Raw genomic sequence first — 14,927 nt, forward strand, 5'->3', positions numbered from 1 at the left:
CCACTATCTTTATTTAGCCAACAGGGGCAGGCCACCCATTTTCCATGGCCGATGGGAATTGGGAGACCTGACCCCACTGCTTTTGTGACCCCACTGCTCTTTGGTTATATCCAGCCTGAATTCGGTCGCTTTGTAGCCAACGTTAAAAAGCGGCTGGCTAAACCCTCTTTTAAACTCTCCAAGCCTTCACCATTGTTCAAATATTTGGCAAAACGATGGTGCCTTAAGTCGAACGGTACATCCTGCTCTGATTGAGTAATTGGCACCACATGTTTTCCCAACGTATGTGCGATACCAGCTTCGTAAAATACGTTCGGATTCTTGCCTGTGAAGTCGCATACGACGATGTAAGACTTGAAAATGAGTGAAAACACATCTTGGATTACGGTCGAATGATCCCAAATATTATCCGCTCTTTGGCACTCGAAACCTGCTTGTTGGGCAGCCGATACAATAGCGTTATAGACTCCGGCCATTGACGCGTCGAACGGCATCATGACCGAGATCAGGTTTGTATCAACAGGATCGCTGGGAACATTGAAGATGGTCGGGGAGAAAACTATTTTCCGGCCTTGCGCTACCTCACTAGAAACGTTCTCCCCAGCATTGCCGCATGTTTTGTGAACATATTTCACGACAGTATCAAGATTCTCGTCTTCTTGACCTATCATCCTTCGCAGAAAGGTCAATGCCAAGCCGTCATAATCAGGATCGCCAAAAGAGAGGCTCCGCAGCAGTCGAGGGTGCCTCTCGACCTCATCAATCATATTTGTGAGGGCACCAAGCTCGCGCCAATTTGACGAATCGAAATCCTGGACAATAGCGTCCTTGAGCTGGATCAAATCTTGTCCAGAGATACGCGAGGGCATCCGAAAGTCTCCTTAGATTACTGCCGCTTGTCGGCAGCAGCGCCTTGTTATGAGCGTTTTAGCAGGGCTTTAACTGCATCGGAATATTCAAACCCTAGTTTTGCTGAAGGAGTCTCGGGTTCTGCATTTAGCTCACCTCCAGACAGAAGAAGATGTGCTTTCAAGGCTGCCAGTTCAATAGTTGCTTCTGGAGAGGGTTCGTCAAAAACTTCATCTATTAGGCGTTTCCGAATACGAAACAGCTCTTCCGACTCCTTAATTGTCAACTCAATTTTCTGAGCCCTGCCAATATAGTTTAATGCCCAGAAAATAATAGAAAAAATACCTAACACTCCAGCAGATACAGCAAATGGAGCAGCCTTAACCAATTCCAATATATCGATATTTTTTTCAGAAGCGGCTACCGACAATATTACTGTGTAGATAAGCAAGAACAGAATTAAAAATATCATTGCCGCAGGATTTCTAAATAAGTTCGCATAAATAGATAATGCAATGGGCTTTTTAATCTCACTCATTATTGAATCCTTTGAAATTTAATTTCCATACTCGCGGAACGGTTACTAAGCTCATAACGCCGCGCTCACCGGCTAGTCCGGCGCTATGCTTTGTTATAACACTTCTTTCACCATTATTTCTTCTGTAAAGGCAAGCCCAAAATGCGGATCATCATATTGCAAACCAGAACCATTCTCCGCATAAACCCTACTTAGATGCTCTTCATATAGATCTGCAATGATCCCAAATGGTTTAAACGAAATTAACTTACTTCTTTCAAGCATGAATTCTTTCAATATTTCCCATGAATGAGCTCCTTCTGGGGCTGGGTTGGCTATAGAATCGAGAAAATAACCTCCACTTCTCATTGATTCAATGGCTGTACCCGTCATGCCACTCGCCCCCCATTCACTTATACATCGATATAGTTTTTCAGAAAAATCGTTTTCAATCTCTATAGTTTGTCGATGAAATTTCTCAAAAGGGTTTATATCCACAAATGTGACACTATATCTAGCAAGAGTGCCGTTTCTAAGGTCTTTCCATAAAAATGCGAATCCATGAGAATTTTTTTGTTGAGATTTACGGATAATTCTTTCAAACGACGCCTTTACTTGAAGTATATGCTTGTCTAACTCTTCTATAGGGTCACCTTGATGTATACCTTTTCCGTATATGCAGTACTGCATTCCAGAAAAACTATTAGATCGGAATTTAGTCTGCAGCTTATTCGTAAACAATATATTTGGTGGCAAGCACTCCAGCCTTAAAAAATCACTCTCAATTAATATTGGCCGCAGGCACAAAATTTTTTTCTTATGCCAAAATATTTCATTAAACAAATAATTTTTAAGCAGTGTCGGCCACTCAGAAGAAATTACTATAAAAACCACATCTGTATCAGCAATCATTGGGAAGTGAGTTTTTATAGCATTTGCATAAGCACCTAACTCCGTCCCTGCTTGTCTTGTTGCATTTTTTTCATTCTTTAGCTCAACAATAACAAATTTTTCAAAACCCGGGTCAAATAGTAGAAAATCTGGTTTTAACTGTTCCTTTTTAAATAGCGAAATATTCTCTTCCTCGGTAATTAGCACCGTTTCATACAGAGACTCTAGACAATAATCGTATGCGTCGATAATCAAATCTTCCTCTAGGGAAGTCCCTTTGTAGAAGTCGTGATCTTCAACAATTTCACTAAAGCCTCCGAATTTTCTCGCATATTCTGACAATTTACGTTGCATCTCAGCTTCATTTACAAACATTCATCATCCTTTGTTAGAATATGCAAGTGCTATAACGCCCGCCATCATGTGCTTGTCGCATGCATGGCATTGTTAGGAATTTGCGCGACCTAAACATCTACTTCGCGAGGATTTTTCAAGTAGACTTTTACAACATCCCCACGGGAAAGCCCCCAATTACTATTGCCTAAATCTGCTCTAATAGCTTGCAAAACAGCATCAACTGCCAGCAATGTATCCTTGGCCGATCCAGTCCCAGAATTTTCTCTAAAGCCGCTCCAAGCCCTAATAACCTGGGGAGAAGCCCAGATAATCATACCTCTAGAGAGCTTCATGAACTGCTCCCTAAAGTCGTCAGGAAATTCATCTCCTTCTGGATCGAACTCCGCTGCTTTTTCCTCTGTCATAAAACGCTCAACAATATCGAAGAACGTTTCATAGACCTCGATTTTCGCAGGCCTGTGACTATCGGAAATTTCTTTAGCTTTTGAGTGCCATTGAGCATAAAGAATTCCGAAAAGACCAAAAAGTGCTGTTATTGATGCCGTTACAGCCTCCTTACCAAAACCCTTTATCAAGTCAAACAAGGCACCGACGCCGAACCATACAGCCGCACCAAAAGCAAGAAGCAGAAGAAATGCTAAAATTACTCGGATTACCTTTCTCAAAGCTGCTCCCCCTATCCAGATTCCTAACATCGTATTCAATTGCAGATGCGATATATCACTTTCCAATATATCCCCGACCCAACTCTTTGCTCAAATCACGCCAAAACCCCACGGGCTCAATGGATTACCACCAAAACAGCAACCACTCTCACCTGACTTTTCTTGCATTTTCGTGTTGAACGGGAAATTGAGTTCGGACTTTTCTTGCACCCCCAAACTCGAAAATTCACTTTATCTCAGCAACTTACAAAAATATGTAAGCCATATCCTACAAATTCAACTTGCGCGCGGATGAAAAACGGGCGGTGGAGTGGCCACATATCAGGCCGACAATAAGCGGGACGCTTCGGGTACAACGGATGGATTGCGGTTTGCGTAGGGTGCACTGAGCCTGGGGTGAACTGCACGGCATGGGCGGGGAATGGTGCAGTTCGCCTTAGGCTCAGTGCACCCTACTCGTTCGGTAGAGGGGTAGGTGCGGTAACGCTAGGCGCGCACGAGATGGAGTGCATTACAGGCCTGCCAGACGCCGTGCCTGCCAGTAACGCTGGCGCCAGTAGGGATTGCTCAGAGAGGAAGTCATCACGCCCTGGCTGGAGGACGCATGGAGGAAATCGCCGTTGCCCATGTAGATGCCCACATGGCGGTTGCCGGGGCCGGTGCGGAAGAACACCAGGTCGCCCACGCGGATGTCGTCGCGCTTTACCTTTTCCCCGCTTCTTAGCAGTTCGAGGGTGGTGCGCGGTACTTCCATGCCCAGGCGGGACAGGAAGGTGAGGTAGACGAAGCCGGAGCAATCCACGCCGCGGGGGCTCAGGCCGCCGTAGCGGTAGGGGACGCCTTTCCAGTCTTCGTGCTGGGCTTGCAGGGAAACGCGCAGGGGCGGCGCTTCGGACATTACCTCTGCCACCAGCGCATCCATTTCCTGCTGGGACTGGATATCCGGGGCCGTGTTGCCCGGGCTGGTTTTTTGCTTGGCACGGGTTGTTGCTGGGCCTTCAGGGGCCGATTCCGCGCCAGCGGGCATCCTGCCGGCACAGCCGGCCAGCAGGAGCAGCAAACAACTCAAAAGAGGAAGGGTGTGGCGCATGGAGGGATAAGGCAGTGGCAGGGCCATTCGGTTCCCTCCTGAGCGGTGTAGGCCCTCAGGCCTGCGCCAGCTCCTCGCGCATTTGCTGGATGACCGCGGCGTAGTCGTCCTTGCCGAAGATGGCAGAACCGGCCACGAAGGTGTCGGCGCCGGCGGCGGCCACTTCACGGATGTTCTTCTCGGAGACGCCGCCGTCCACTTCCAGGCGGATGTCGTAGCCGCTGGCGTCGATCATCTGGCGTACGACGCGGGTCTTGTCCAGGGTGGTGGGAATGAACTTCTGGCCGCCATAGCCCGGGTTCACGCTCATCAGCAGGATCATGTCCAGCTTGTCCATGACGTATTCCAGGCAGTCCGGGCGGGTGGCCGGGTTGAGGACCAGGCCGGCTTTGCAGCCGTGGCTCTTGATCAGCTGCAGGGAGCGGTCCACGTGCTGGCTGGCTTCCGGGTGAAAGGTGATGTAGCTGGCGCCGGCTTCGGCGAACGAGGTAATCAGGTCATCCACCGGGCTGACCATCAGGTGCACGTCGATGGGGGCGGTGATGCCGTGGTCGCGCAGGGCCTTGCAGACCATGGGGCCGATGGTCAGGTTGGGCACGTAGTGGTTGTCCATCACGTCGAAGTGGATCACGTCCGCCCCGGCGGCCAGCACGTTATCGCACTCTTCCCCGAGACGGGCGAAGTTGGCCGCGAGAATGGAGGGGGCGATCAGATAATCCTGCTTGGGCATGAGGGTTCCTTAAAATTCGTTTGTCGCGACAGCGTCACTGTAGGAGTGGTCGTTCGACCGCTCCCACACAAAAAATCGTTTCAGGGTCGGGCCAGCAATCGGTCCAGTTCGTCCAGGCGTTCCGGGGTGCCGATGTCCCACCATTGGCCGGGGTGGTGCTCACCGCTGACGGCATCGTCTGCCATGGCGGCGCGCAGCAGCGGCGCCAGTTTCGCTTCGCCATCGGGCATTTCGGCGAACAGGGCCGGGTCAAAACGGCCCATACCGGCATAGGTCAGCCTGGGTTCGCCATTATCGCGCACCCGGCCCCCTTCTGTCAGATGAAAATCGCCGCCCGGGTGGTGGTCCGGATTATCCGCCAGCACCAGATGCACCGGGTCGGGCCGGTCTGCCACCAGCCGGGACAGGTCGTAGTCGGTCCAGATATCGCCGTTGACCAGCACAAAGGGCGCATCGCCCAGCAGCGGTAGCGCCCGGCGAATGCCGCCGGCGGTTTCCAGCGGGGTGCCTTCGTGGGAATAGAGAATCGGGATACCAAAGCGCCGGCCGTCGCCCAGGGTGGCGGCCAGCCGGTCGCCCAGCCAGCCGGTGTTGATCACCAGGGAGTCGATGCCGGCATCGCGCAGTTTCTCTATATGGTATTCGATCAACGCCTTGCCCCCCGCCTGCAGCAGCGGTTTGGGGGTGTGGTCGGTGAGTGGCCGCATGCGCTTGCCGTAGCCGGCGGCCAGGATCATGGCCTTCACTCGTTGTCCTCGAGCTGATCCAGGATCCATTCCAGGTCCACCAGCTCCGGACGGCGGGCGATGGCGGTGCGCAGGTAGGCGAAGAATCGGGCTACATCGCCCAGGTATTTGGGTTTGCCGTCCCGGTGGCAGATGCGGGCAAAGATACCGATCACCTTTAGGTGGCGCTGGGCGCCCATCAGATCGCAATCGCGCAGGAAGGTGTCGAAGTCCGCCGGCACCGGCAGGCCCGCGACGGTGGCCTTGTCGAAATACTGGCGCAGCCAGCCCAGCACCCGCGCTTCCGGCCAGCTGATAAAGGCATCCTTGAACAGGCTGATCACGTCATAGCTGATGGGCCCGGCCACCGCATCCTGAAAGTCCAGCACCCCGGGGTTAGGATCGGACACCATCAGGTTGCGGGGCATGTAGTCCCGGTGCACGAACACCTGCGGTTGGGCCAGGGCCGATTCGATCAGCACAGTGAACACCCGGTCCAGGCGCTGGCGCAGTTCGCCGGTGACCACCTTTTCCCGGTGGCGAAACAGGTACCACTGGGGGAACAGCTCCAGCTCCCGCTGCAGCAGGGCTTCGTCATAGACTGGCAGGCCGCTCACATCGGTATGCAACTGCTGGGTAATCAGGGTATCGATGGCGGCGCTGTACCAGGCATCCGCATTGTTCTCGTTCAGGGCGGTCAGCCAGGTTTCATTGCCCATATCGGTGAGCAGCAAAAAGCCCTGGTCCAGATCCTGATGGACGATCTCGGGCACATGCAGGCCGGCACGCTGAAGACGCTGGGCCACGTCGATAAAGGGGCGACAATCTTCCTGGGCCGGCGGCGCATCCATGGCGATCAGGCTGCGGCCACAATGCTGATAGCGAAAATAACGACGGAAACTGGCATCCGCGGAAGCCGGCTCACCCGCCACACTGGCACCGAGGTAAGTACTTACCCACTGGTCCAGGGCGACCTTGCGGGGGTCGGCCTTATTGTCGGATTTACTTTTATCAGGCTGCATTGCCTTCCTTGTTCGATTACACTGCCGCTTTTACAGGGCGGAATTGCCGCCGCTGTACAAAACGGCCTTTTTACCTGTTCTGAGCAGCCGATGCCACTGCCCGTACCACGAATTCTTATCCCCGGCCTGCTGCTTCTGGCAGGCACCAGCACCGCGGACAACGACCTGAACTGGGTTGACCGCGAAGAAATGGCCACGTTCCCTGCCGTGCAACAGCGCAGCATCCCGGAATGGTGTGGCGGCATCTACTATAACCCGGCCGTGGGCATCCCCGTGGCAGGCAGCGACACCGTGGTCACCGCCGACCACTCCACCATGTCGCAGAACGGCCTGATCGAGCTGGACGGCGACGTGCTGATCGAACAGCCCGGCAGCCGCATTACCACTGACAGTGCGCAACTGGACCAGGCCACCGGCAAATTCCAGCTGGAAAACGGCATGCGCCTGGAAAGCGACCAGGCCACCTTTATTGCCTCCAGCATGAGCGGCCAGACCCGCCGCAAGGAAGGCAGCCTGCTGGGTGTGCGCTATTCCCTGTTCAATACCGCCGCCCGCGGCAGCGCCGACTATATCTTCCTCAACGAAACCTCCACCACCATTACCCGCGGCACCTACACCACCTGTGCGCCGGGCTCCAGCGGCTGGTCGCTGGAAGGGGAACGGATTTATCTGGACCGGGAAAAGGGCTGGGGCGAAGCCAACAATGTGGTGCTGAAGGTAAAGAGCATGCCGATTTTCTGGCTGCCCTGGATGACCTTCCCCATCGACGACCGCCGCAAGACCGGCCTGCTGTTCCCCACCATTGCTATCGGTGACAGCAGCGGCGGCCTGGACATTACCCAGCCGATCTACGTGAACATCCACCCACAGCTGGATGCCACCATCGGCCCCCGCTTTATTGATGGCCGTGGCCAGGGGGTGGACTCCGAATTCCGCTACCTGACGCCCTGGGGCCAGGGCGACATCAGCTATGGGGTGCTTTTCAACGACCGCAAATTCGATGACGAAGACAGGCAGGTGGCCCGCTGGACCCATAGCGGCAATATCAACCGCTGGAACCTGAAGACCGACTTCAATTACGTGTCCGATGACTTCTATTTCAAGGACCTGGACACCGGCCTGGAAATCAGCTCCCAGACCCACCTGCCCAGGCTGGCGGAGGCCCGCTATTACGGCCGTACCTGGCAGGTACTGGGGCGCATGCAGTCCTGGCAGACCATCGACCCGACCCTGGCGGATCAGGATCTGCCCTACCGCCGCCTGCCCCAGTTGCAGCTCACCGGCGACCCGACCCTGTATGGCCCTCTGAAAGGGCTGTGGCTGTCCGATATCACCGCCTTTGAACGCAGTGGCTCCGATGAAAGCGGCAAAGCTACTGGCCTGCGGGCTCACATGGCTCCAGCCCTGAACCTGCGCCTGCAGAATTCCTGGGCTTACCTGGAGCCCCGCGCCCGGCTTTACCACACTCGCTATGAGCTGAGCAGCGTGGAGGCCAACGAGAAAGACAACCCGGATGTCACCACCTGGGGCGCCAGCGTGGATTCCGGGTTGTTCTTCGAGCGCCCCAGCCGCTGGTTTGGAGAGGACTTCACCCAGACCCTGGAGCCTCGCCTGTTCGTTAACAAGGTGGAATTCAAGAATCAGGACTTCCTGCCCAACTTTGACAGTCGCGAGCTCACCTTTTCCTACAACTCGCTGTTCCGGGAAAACCGCTTTATCGGCTACGACCGCATTGGTGACGAGGAAAAATTGGCGCTGGGCCTGACCAGCCGTTTCCTCCATGATGCCACCGGCCGCGAACAACTTCGGCTGCGACTGGCCCAGGGCTTCTACTTCGATGACCGAAGGGTTATCACCGAGCAGACCGTGGAAGACCCCACCGATGACCAGACACCGCTGGTGGGTGACGCCCGATGGAACTTTGCCCGCGACTGGTACCTCTACACTGAAGCCCAATGGGATCTGGAAGAAAACGAGCGGGAACGCTCCAGCTTCCAGATTGGTTACAACGACCGGGAACGCCGGGTGGTCAATGTGGGCTATCACGACCGCCCCGAAGACGACATCCGCGAATCGGAACTCAGCGGCATCCTGCCAATTCATCGCCACTGGCGCATGGTAGGCCGCTGGATGTACGACCTGGAAAACAAGCGCACCCTGGAAACCATAGCCGGGGCCGAATACCGCAATTGCTGCTGGAAACTGCGCCTGCTGAGTCAGCGGGAACTGGTGGATGATGATGGCGATGGCGATCTCGAAGCCGACAGCACCCTCTGGATACAAATCCAGATGGTTGGCCTGGGTGGCTTCGGCGGCCAGGTGGATTCCCTGCTGGAGCGCAGTATTCCGGGATACAGGAGACAGTATGATTGAGAAAACGCTGCACGCTGCACGACGCACGCTGCACGCCAGACACACCCTGCTTGGCCTGCTGGCCATGGCCGTGCTGATGTTGCCGGCCTGGTCCCATGCCAAGGTGCAGATGCTTGACCGCATCGTGGCCGTGGTCAACGACGGCGCCATCATGGCCAGCGAGCTGGACGAGCGCATCAACACCATTGCCCTGCAATTTCAGGAAAAGGGCCAGCCACTACCGCCCCCGGCGGTGATGCGTGAGCAGGTGCTCGACCGCATGGTCCTTGAGCGCATGCAGCTGCAGCTGGCCGAACGGGGCGGCATCAAGGTAGACGACGCCACCCTCAATCAGGCCCTGGCCGGCATTGCCCGCCAGAACGGCATGACCCTGGAAGATTTCGCCGCCGCCCTGCGCCAGGACGGTTACGACTGGGCCCAGTTCCGCGAGCAGATCCGCCAGGACATGCTGATTTCCCGCCTGCAGCAGCGCAGCGTTGCCTCGCGCATCCGCATCACCGACCGGGAAGTGGACCGTTTCCTGAGCTCGGAAATGGGCAAGAAGATGTTCGAAGCCGACTTCCGCCTTGGCCATATTCTGGTGCGGCTCCCTGCCGGCGCCAGCCCGGAGCAAGTCCAGGCCGCCAAGCAGAAAGCCGAGAGCCTCGTGGAGCGCCTGAACCAGGGCAGTGACTTCCAGCAACTGGCCACGTCGGAATCCGACGGTCCCAAAGCGCTGGAAGGCGGCGACCTGGGTTGGCGCCCGGCGGCCCAATGGCCGAGCCTGTTCGCAGAAACCGCCATCGACATGAGCAAGGGCGAGATTTCCCAGCCGCTACGCTCCGGGGCCGGCTTCCATATCATCAAGATGATGGACCGCAAGGGCGGCATCGAAAAAGTGGTCACCCAGTACCAGGTCCGCCATGTACTGATCAAGGCCGATGCCCTGACCACTGCCCAGGAGGCGCGCTCAGAAGCCATGCGCCTGCACGACAGCATTGCCTCAGGCCAGCAAGAATTTACCGCCGTGGCAGCAGAGCATTCCGACGATCCGGGCAGTGCCCGTAACGGTGGCGAGCTGGGCTGGATCACCCAGGGCGAGATGGTGCCGGAATTCGAGGACATGATGCTCAATACTCCGGTGGGCGAGCTGTCGCCGGTGTTCGAGAGCCAGTTCGGCTTTCACTTCCTGCGCGTGGACGGCACCCGCGACGCGGACATGAGCGAAGAATTCCGTCGCATGCAGGCCACCCAGGCCCTGCAGAAACGCCGCTTCGAGGAAGAGCTGGAAACCTGGCTGCAGGAGCAGCGCAGCGAATCCTACGTGGATATTCGCTTATGAGTCTGACGTCTGACGTCGGACGTCTGACGCTAGAGCGTCCCATCGCCATCACCTGCGGGGACCCCGCAGGTATCGGCCCCGATCTGGTCCTGACACTGCCCGCCTCCTTCCCGGATGCCCCGCTTGTTGCCATCGGCGACCGTGAGGTGTTGTCCCAGCGGGCCACGCAGCTGGGCCTGGAGGCGCCGCTTTCCGACTGGCAGCCAGGGCAACCGCTGACACCGGGCACCCTGCCGGTCTGGCACACCCCGGCCGGGGCGCCGGTGACCGCCGGCCAGCCCGATCCGGCGACCGCCAACGGCACGATCACCATGCTGGCCCGTGCCGCTCAGGGCTGCCTGGATGGCACCTTCGCTGCCATGGTCACCGCTCCGGTGGCAAAGAATGTGATCTGCGACGGTGCCGATCCGGCCTTTACCGGCCATACCGAGTTTCTCGCCGCGCAGGCCGGGGTGGACCAGGTGGTGATGATGCTCACCGCCCGCGAACTGCGGGTGGCCCTGGTCACCACTCATCTGCCGCTCAGTCAGGTGTCCCGGGCAGTCACCGCAGATAGCCTGACCCGCACCCTGACCATTCTGCGCGACGACCTGATCGGCAAGTACCGTATTGAGGAGCCCCGCATTCTGGTGCTCGGGCTTAACCCCCATGCCGGTGAAGGCGGCCATCTGGGCCGCGAAGAACTGGATGTGATTATCCCCACTCTGGACGCCCTGCGCGCCCAGGGCATGGCGCTCACCGGCCCGCTGCCGGCGGATACCGCCTTTCAGCCCGACCTGTTGGCACAACACGATGCGGTGCTGGCCATGTACCACGACCAGGGCCTGCCCGTGCTCAAGTACGCCGGCTTTGGCGAAGCCATCAATATCACCCTGGGGCTGCCCTTTATCCGCACTTCCGTGGACCATGGCACCGCCTTCGATCTGGCCGGCACCGGCCAGGCCAAGGCCGGCAGCCTGATCGCCGCCACCCGACTCGCTCTGGAGCTTGCCGCCACATGACAGAACACCGCACCCGCAAACGTTTCGGCCAGCACTTTCTGCACGACCGCAATCTGGTGGACCTGATGGTGCGTACCCTGGGGCTGCAGAAAGACGACACCCTGGTGGAAATCGGCCCCGGCCGCGGCGCGCTCACCTACCCGCTGCTGGAAGATATCCCTCACCTGCATGTGGTCGAGCTGGACCGGGACCTGATCGCCCTGCTGCGCCAGGAAAACAGCCCGGAGCGGCTGACCATCCACGAAAGCGACGCCCTGCGCTTCGATTTCCGCACCCTGAAGCCGGCGGACAAGCCGCTGCGGGTGATCGGCAACCTGCCCTACAACATCTCCACCCCGCTGATCTTTCACCTGCTCAGCCAGGCGGACGCCATCAGCGACATGACCTTCATGTTGCAGAAAGAAGTGGTAGACCGCCTCACCGCCAGCCCCGGTACCCGTGACTGGGGGCGCCTGTCGATCATGGTGCAGTACCACTGCCAGGCGGATTACCTGTTCTTTGTGCCCCCGGAAGCCTTCAGCCCGCCGCCCCGGGTAGATTCCGCCGTGGTCCGGCTGATTCCCCATGCCAGCCCGCCCCACCCGGCGGACGACGAAGAGCACCTGCGCCGGCTGGTGGCCCAGGCCTTCACTCAACGACGCAAGGCGATCCGCAATAGTCTAAAATCACAGGTCACGCTGGATCAGTTCGAGCAGGCTGGCATTGACGCCGGCCTGCGTCCGGACCAGCTCTCCGTGGCAGACTATGTGGCCTTGGCCAATATCACCCGACCGGACAGCGCCAAGGCCTGACCGTTCTCTGCTACACCTAAGCCTGACAACATCGGCTCACAATCCATTCAGAGCGATTCACATCAACGGAGCAAACATGACCCCGCGCCACAATATCCAGGTTTCGGTAGATACCGAGTTTCTCGCCGATCAGAGCGATCCGGACAGCCTGCGCTGGGTGTTTGCCTACCACATCACCATTCGCAACGAGGGTAGCGTCAGCGCCCGTCTGCTGACCCGCCACTGGGTGATCACCGATGGCGAAGAGCGCGTTCAGGAAGTCCACGGCGAAGGCGTCATCGGCGAACAGCCACACATCGCACCGGGGCAGACCTTTTCCTACACCAGCGGTGCCATTCTGGAAACCGAAGTGGGCAGTATGCGCGGCAGTTACCAGATGATTGGAGAAGATGGCACACACTTCGACGCACACGTTCCCATGTTCACCCTGGCGGTACCGCATGCGTTGCATTGACCCGGGACGCCAGACTCAAAACGCCAGACGCCTTATCCTGCCAAGACCCTGTCCATCTTGCCGGGGAGAGTTAAGCGCGTCAGGCGTCCCGCGTTATGCCGGAGGCGCCCTGTGAGCGATTACGCCATCGGTGATTTGCAGGGTTGCCTGGAGCCTTTCAACTGTCTGCTTGAGCGTATCGGTTTCAATGCGGATCGCGACCGGCTGTTCCTGGCAGGCGACCTGGTCAACCGGGGCCCGGATTCCCTGGGGACCCTGCGCCGGGTTTATGAGCTGCGCGAGAATGTGCACGCCGTACTGGGCAACCACGACCTGCACCTGCTGGCGGTAGCCCAGGGCAGCACCGACAGCCGCCGCAAGGACACCCTCACGGATATCCTCGAGGCACCGGACCGCGATGCGCTACTGGGCTGGCTGCAGAACTGCCCGCTAATGGTGGATATACCGGAACATCAGGCGGTGATGACCCATGCCGGCATTCCACCACTATGGACACTGGCACAGGCCCGAGGCCGGGCCAGAGAAGTGGAACAGGTACTTCGCAGTTCACAGGCCAACGAGTTTTTTGCCAATATGTACGGCAACCAACCGGCGGGCTGGGACGACGGCCTGGCAGGATCAGAGCGCTGGCGGGTAATCACCAATCATTTTACCCGCATGCGTTTTGTCAACGAGGCTGGCGAGCTGGACCTGACCAGCAAGGGCGAACCCGATGCCCCCCCGGAAGGCTTCATGCCCTGGTTCCACCATCCCCGTCGTCTCAGCGGCGACACGCGCATCCTGTTCGGGCACTGGGCCGCCCTTGAAGGCCACGCAGACATGTTGCAGGTAGAAGCGCTGGACACCGGTTGCGTCTGGGGCGGCAGCCTCACCGCCCTGCGCCTGGATGACCTGACGCGGATTGCGTGCCACTGCTGACGCCTCACACTACTGAAGACAACCTGCCATCAGCGGCCGCCATCCCCAGAGACCGCTATTCACATCAGCCAGCCGGAACCAGTCGCAGACAATTCCTTGTAACGCCTACCGATTTCGAAACCGCCACAGCAATAGTTAAACCGAACACAACCAAAAGCCCTTCCCGGCTGGCAATAGTCCTGGACCCCATTGCAACGCTCAACTGTCAATTTGCAGCTGCCTGAGCGACCGTCGTACCCGATGATCCCCCAGAACAAACAGAGACAACGCCAATACAATCACAGCCGCACCGATCAGCACCATACCGCCCAGACTTTCCCCATTAAGCAAACTCCCCAGCGTCAGGGCCAACACCGGGGTGATCAACGTCACCAGAGCCACGGTGGCCGCAGGCAGCCGCGACAAAATCTGGAAATAACAATAGAAGCCCAGCAGTGACCCAAACAGCGCCAGATAGACAATGGCGGACAGCCCGCGCAGATCACCGCTGTAGGCAAAGGACTGGCCGGCAATCAGCATGGCCAATGCGTAGCACGGCAATGACAATATCAGGCCGCCAACGGTCTGCTGCATGGGCTGCAGACCGGCACCCACCCGCTGCACGGCAATGCCGCCACCGGCAAACAGGGTCACCGCAGACAACATCCACAACAGCCCCGTACCACGCTCGCCCAGGTCAGCGCCGGCCAACAGGCCCGCCAGGCTTTCATCAAACACCAGTGCCAGCCCGAGCAAACCCAGCAAGCAGGCGCTCCAGTGCCAGCCATTCAGCCGCACACTGCCCGGCAAAGATTGCATCATCAGCCCGGAAAGCAATGGCGCCAAACCGAAAATTACCGAAATTAGACCGGAGGGCAGGTGTGTGGCCGCCATGTAGCTACACGCCATGGCACCGAAAATACCGGGCAAGGCAACGGTATAACTGAGCACAGCGCGACCATGCAGGGGCAGACGCTGACGCTTCCAGCACAACCACAGCAAACCCAGCAGCGCAGCAATCGCCATACGCACGCCGGCTGCCGCCAGCGGTGCCATGGCATCACCACTCCATTTAATCCCCAGCGGCGTGGTTGCCCACACCGCCACTACGATCAAATACGCTGCCAGGGTTGGCATGTCGTTCTCCTTGGTTGAGGAGCAAGTTGAAAGTTCAAAGTTGAAAGACGCGGTGGATACTGGTGCCAACCGACAACCTCCTCAGCCACGCCGCAAAGCGAGAAAAC

At 57.6% G+C, this 14,927-nt stretch carries 15 protein-coding genes; 6 read left to right on the forward strand and 9 right to left on the reverse strand.

Translation table 11 applies throughout. The annotated features are described in order from the left end of the window. Window positions 1-104: 104 nt before the first annotated feature. From T9A_RS02475 to T9A_RS02510, 8 genes are all read right to left on the reverse strand, one after another. Window positions 105-869 (reverse strand): hypothetical protein, encoded by a 765-nt coding sequence (locus T9A_RS02475; RefSeq protein WP_035244885.1) that lies wholly within the window; start codon window positions 867-869, stop codon window positions 105-107. Between the two features lie 47 nt (window positions 870-916). After that, on the reverse strand, window positions 917-1,387 hold the full coding sequence (locus T9A_RS02480; protein ID WP_035244886.1) for a hypothetical protein: 471 nt from the start codon (window positions 1,385-1,387) through the stop codon (window positions 917-919). A gap of 93 nt (window positions 1,388-1,480) precedes the next feature. Beyond that, complete coding sequence (locus T9A_RS02485) at window positions 1,481-2,632, reverse strand: hypothetical protein (RefSeq protein ID WP_035244887.1); 1,152 nt, start codon at window positions 2,630-2,632, stop codon at window positions 1,481-1,483. 89 nt (window positions 2,633-2,721) lie between these two features. After that, window positions 2,722-3,345, reverse strand: coding sequence for a hypothetical protein (locus T9A_RS02490; protein ID WP_156964809.1), 624 nt, complete (start codon window positions 3,343-3,345; stop codon window positions 2,722-2,724). Between the two features lie 445 nt (window positions 3,346-3,790). Beyond that, window positions 3,791-4,396: an NlpC/P60 family protein gene (locus T9A_RS02495; RefSeq protein ID WP_232221971.1), complete on the reverse strand. Its 606-nt coding sequence runs from the start codon at window positions 4,394-4,396 to the stop codon at window positions 3,791-3,793. 28 nt (window positions 4,397-4,424) lie between these two features. Continuing rightward, entirely contained in the window at window positions 4,425-5,099 is a 675-nt protein-coding gene (rpe, locus tag T9A_RS02500; protein WP_035244889.1) for a ribulose-phosphate 3-epimerase, read from the reverse strand. Between the two features lie 80 nt (window positions 5,100-5,179). Then, window positions 5,180-5,845 (reverse strand): N-acetylmuramate alpha-1-phosphate uridylyltransferase MurU, encoded by a 666-nt coding sequence (murU, locus tag T9A_RS02505; RefSeq protein ID WP_035244890.1) that lies wholly within the window; start codon window positions 5,843-5,845, stop codon window positions 5,180-5,182. Continuing rightward, the gene (locus tag T9A_RS02510) at window positions 5,842-6,846 is read right to left on the reverse strand and encodes an aminoglycoside phosphotransferase family protein (RefSeq protein WP_035244891.1); all 1,005 of its coding nucleotides are present in this window, start codon (window positions 6,844-6,846) and stop codon (window positions 5,842-5,844) included. The genes murU and T9A_RS02510 overlap by 4 nt, the downstream gene beginning before the upstream one ends. A 90-nt stretch (window positions 6,847-6,936) precedes the next feature. Between T9A_RS02510 and T9A_RS02515 the strand changes: the two genes are divergently transcribed. The 6 genes from T9A_RS02515 to T9A_RS02540 all read left to right on the forward strand — a co-directional run bounded on the left by T9A_RS02515 (window position 6,937) and on the right by T9A_RS02540 (window position 13,704). After that, entirely contained in the window at window positions 6,937-9,219 is a 2,283-nt protein-coding gene (locus T9A_RS02515) for an LPS-assembly protein LptD (RefSeq protein ID WP_035244892.1), read from the forward strand. After that, a complete protein-coding gene (locus T9A_RS02520; RefSeq protein WP_052042450.1) occupies window positions 9,212-10,540 on the forward strand; it encodes a peptidylprolyl isomerase in 1,329 nt (442 codons plus the stop codon). Before T9A_RS02515 ends, T9A_RS02520 begins: the two co-directional genes overlap by 8 nt. Further along, window positions 10,537-11,541: a 4-hydroxythreonine-4-phosphate dehydrogenase PdxA gene (pdxA, locus tag T9A_RS02525; RefSeq protein WP_052042451.1), complete on the forward strand. Its 1,005-nt coding sequence runs from the start codon at window positions 10,537-10,539 to the stop codon at window positions 11,539-11,541. The genes T9A_RS02520 and pdxA overlap by 4 nt, the downstream gene beginning before the upstream one ends. Continuing rightward, on the forward strand, window positions 11,538-12,332 hold the full coding sequence (gene rsmA / locus T9A_RS02530; RefSeq protein WP_035244893.1) for a 16S rRNA (adenine(1518)-N(6)/adenine(1519)-N(6))-dimethyltransferase RsmA: 795 nt from the start codon (window positions 11,538-11,540) through the stop codon (window positions 12,330-12,332). Before pdxA ends, rsmA begins: the two co-directional genes overlap by 4 nt. Window positions 12,333-12,408: 76 nt before the next feature. Continuing rightward, the gene (apaG, locus tag T9A_RS02535) at window positions 12,409-12,786 is read left to right on the forward strand and encodes a Co2+/Mg2+ efflux facilitator ApaG/CorD (protein WP_052042452.1); all 378 of its coding nucleotides are present in this window, start codon (window positions 12,409-12,411) and stop codon (window positions 12,784-12,786) included. Window positions 12,787-12,897: 111 nt separating this feature from the next. Then, a complete protein-coding gene (locus tag T9A_RS02540) occupies window positions 12,898-13,704 on the forward strand; it encodes a symmetrical bis(5'-nucleosyl)-tetraphosphatase (RefSeq protein ID WP_035244894.1) in 807 nt (268 codons plus the stop codon). A 198-nt stretch (window positions 13,705-13,902) separates the two neighbouring features. On the opposite strand, the gene T9A_RS02545 is transcribed toward T9A_RS02540, so the two are convergent. Beyond that, complete coding sequence (locus T9A_RS02545) at window positions 13,903-14,820, reverse strand: DMT family transporter (RefSeq protein WP_035244895.1); 918 nt, start codon at window positions 14,818-14,820, stop codon at window positions 13,903-13,905. Window positions 14,821-14,927: the final 107 nt, after the last annotated feature.

The organism is Alcanivorax jadensis T9 (assembly GCF_000756655.1).
Lineage (GTDB): Bacteria > Pseudomonadota > Gammaproteobacteria > Pseudomonadales > Alcanivoracaceae > Alcanivorax > Alcanivorax jadensis.

Coding starts and splice junctions, on each gene's coding strand:
- T9A_RS02545 (WP_035244895.1), bottom strand. CDS start 14,820: ATGCCAACCCTGGCAGCGTATTTGATCGTAGTGGCGGTGTGGGCAACC.
- T9A_RS02475 (WP_035244885.1), bottom strand. CDS start 869: ATGCCCTCGCGTATCTCTGGACAAGATTTGATCCAGCTCAAGGACGCT.
- T9A_RS02495 (WP_232221971.1), bottom strand. CDS start 4,396: ATGGCCCTGCCACTGCCTTATCCCTCCATGCGCCACACCCTTCCTCTT.
- rsmA (WP_035244893.1), top strand. CDS start 11,538: ATGACAGAACACCGCACCCGCAAACGTTTCGGCCAGCACTTTCTGCAC.
- pdxA (WP_052042451.1), top strand. CDS start 10,537: ATGAGTCTGACGTCTGACGTCGGACGTCTGACGCTAGAGCGTCCCATC.
- T9A_RS02480 (WP_035244886.1), bottom strand. CDS start 1,387: ATGAGTGAGATTAAAAAGCCCATTGCATTATCTATTTATGCGAACTTA.
- T9A_RS02510 (WP_035244891.1), bottom strand. CDS start 6,846: ATGCAGCCTGATAAAAGTAAATCCGACAATAAGGCCGACCCCCGCAAG.
- apaG (WP_052042452.1), top strand. CDS start 12,409: ATGACCCCGCGCCACAATATCCAGGTTTCGGTAGATACCGAGTTTCTC.
- T9A_RS02515 (WP_035244892.1), top strand. CDS start 6,937: ATGCCACTGCCCGTACCACGAATTCTTATCCCCGGCCTGCTGCTTCTG.
- T9A_RS02520 (WP_052042450.1), top strand. CDS start 9,212: ATGATTGAGAAAACGCTGCACGCTGCACGACGCACGCTGCACGCCAGA.
- T9A_RS02485 (WP_035244887.1), bottom strand. CDS start 2,632: ATGTTTGTAAATGAAGCTGAGATGCAACGTAAATTGTCAGAATATGCG.
- rpe (WP_035244889.1), bottom strand. CDS start 5,099: ATGCCCAAGCAGGATTATCTGATCGCCCCCTCCATTCTCGCGGCCAAC.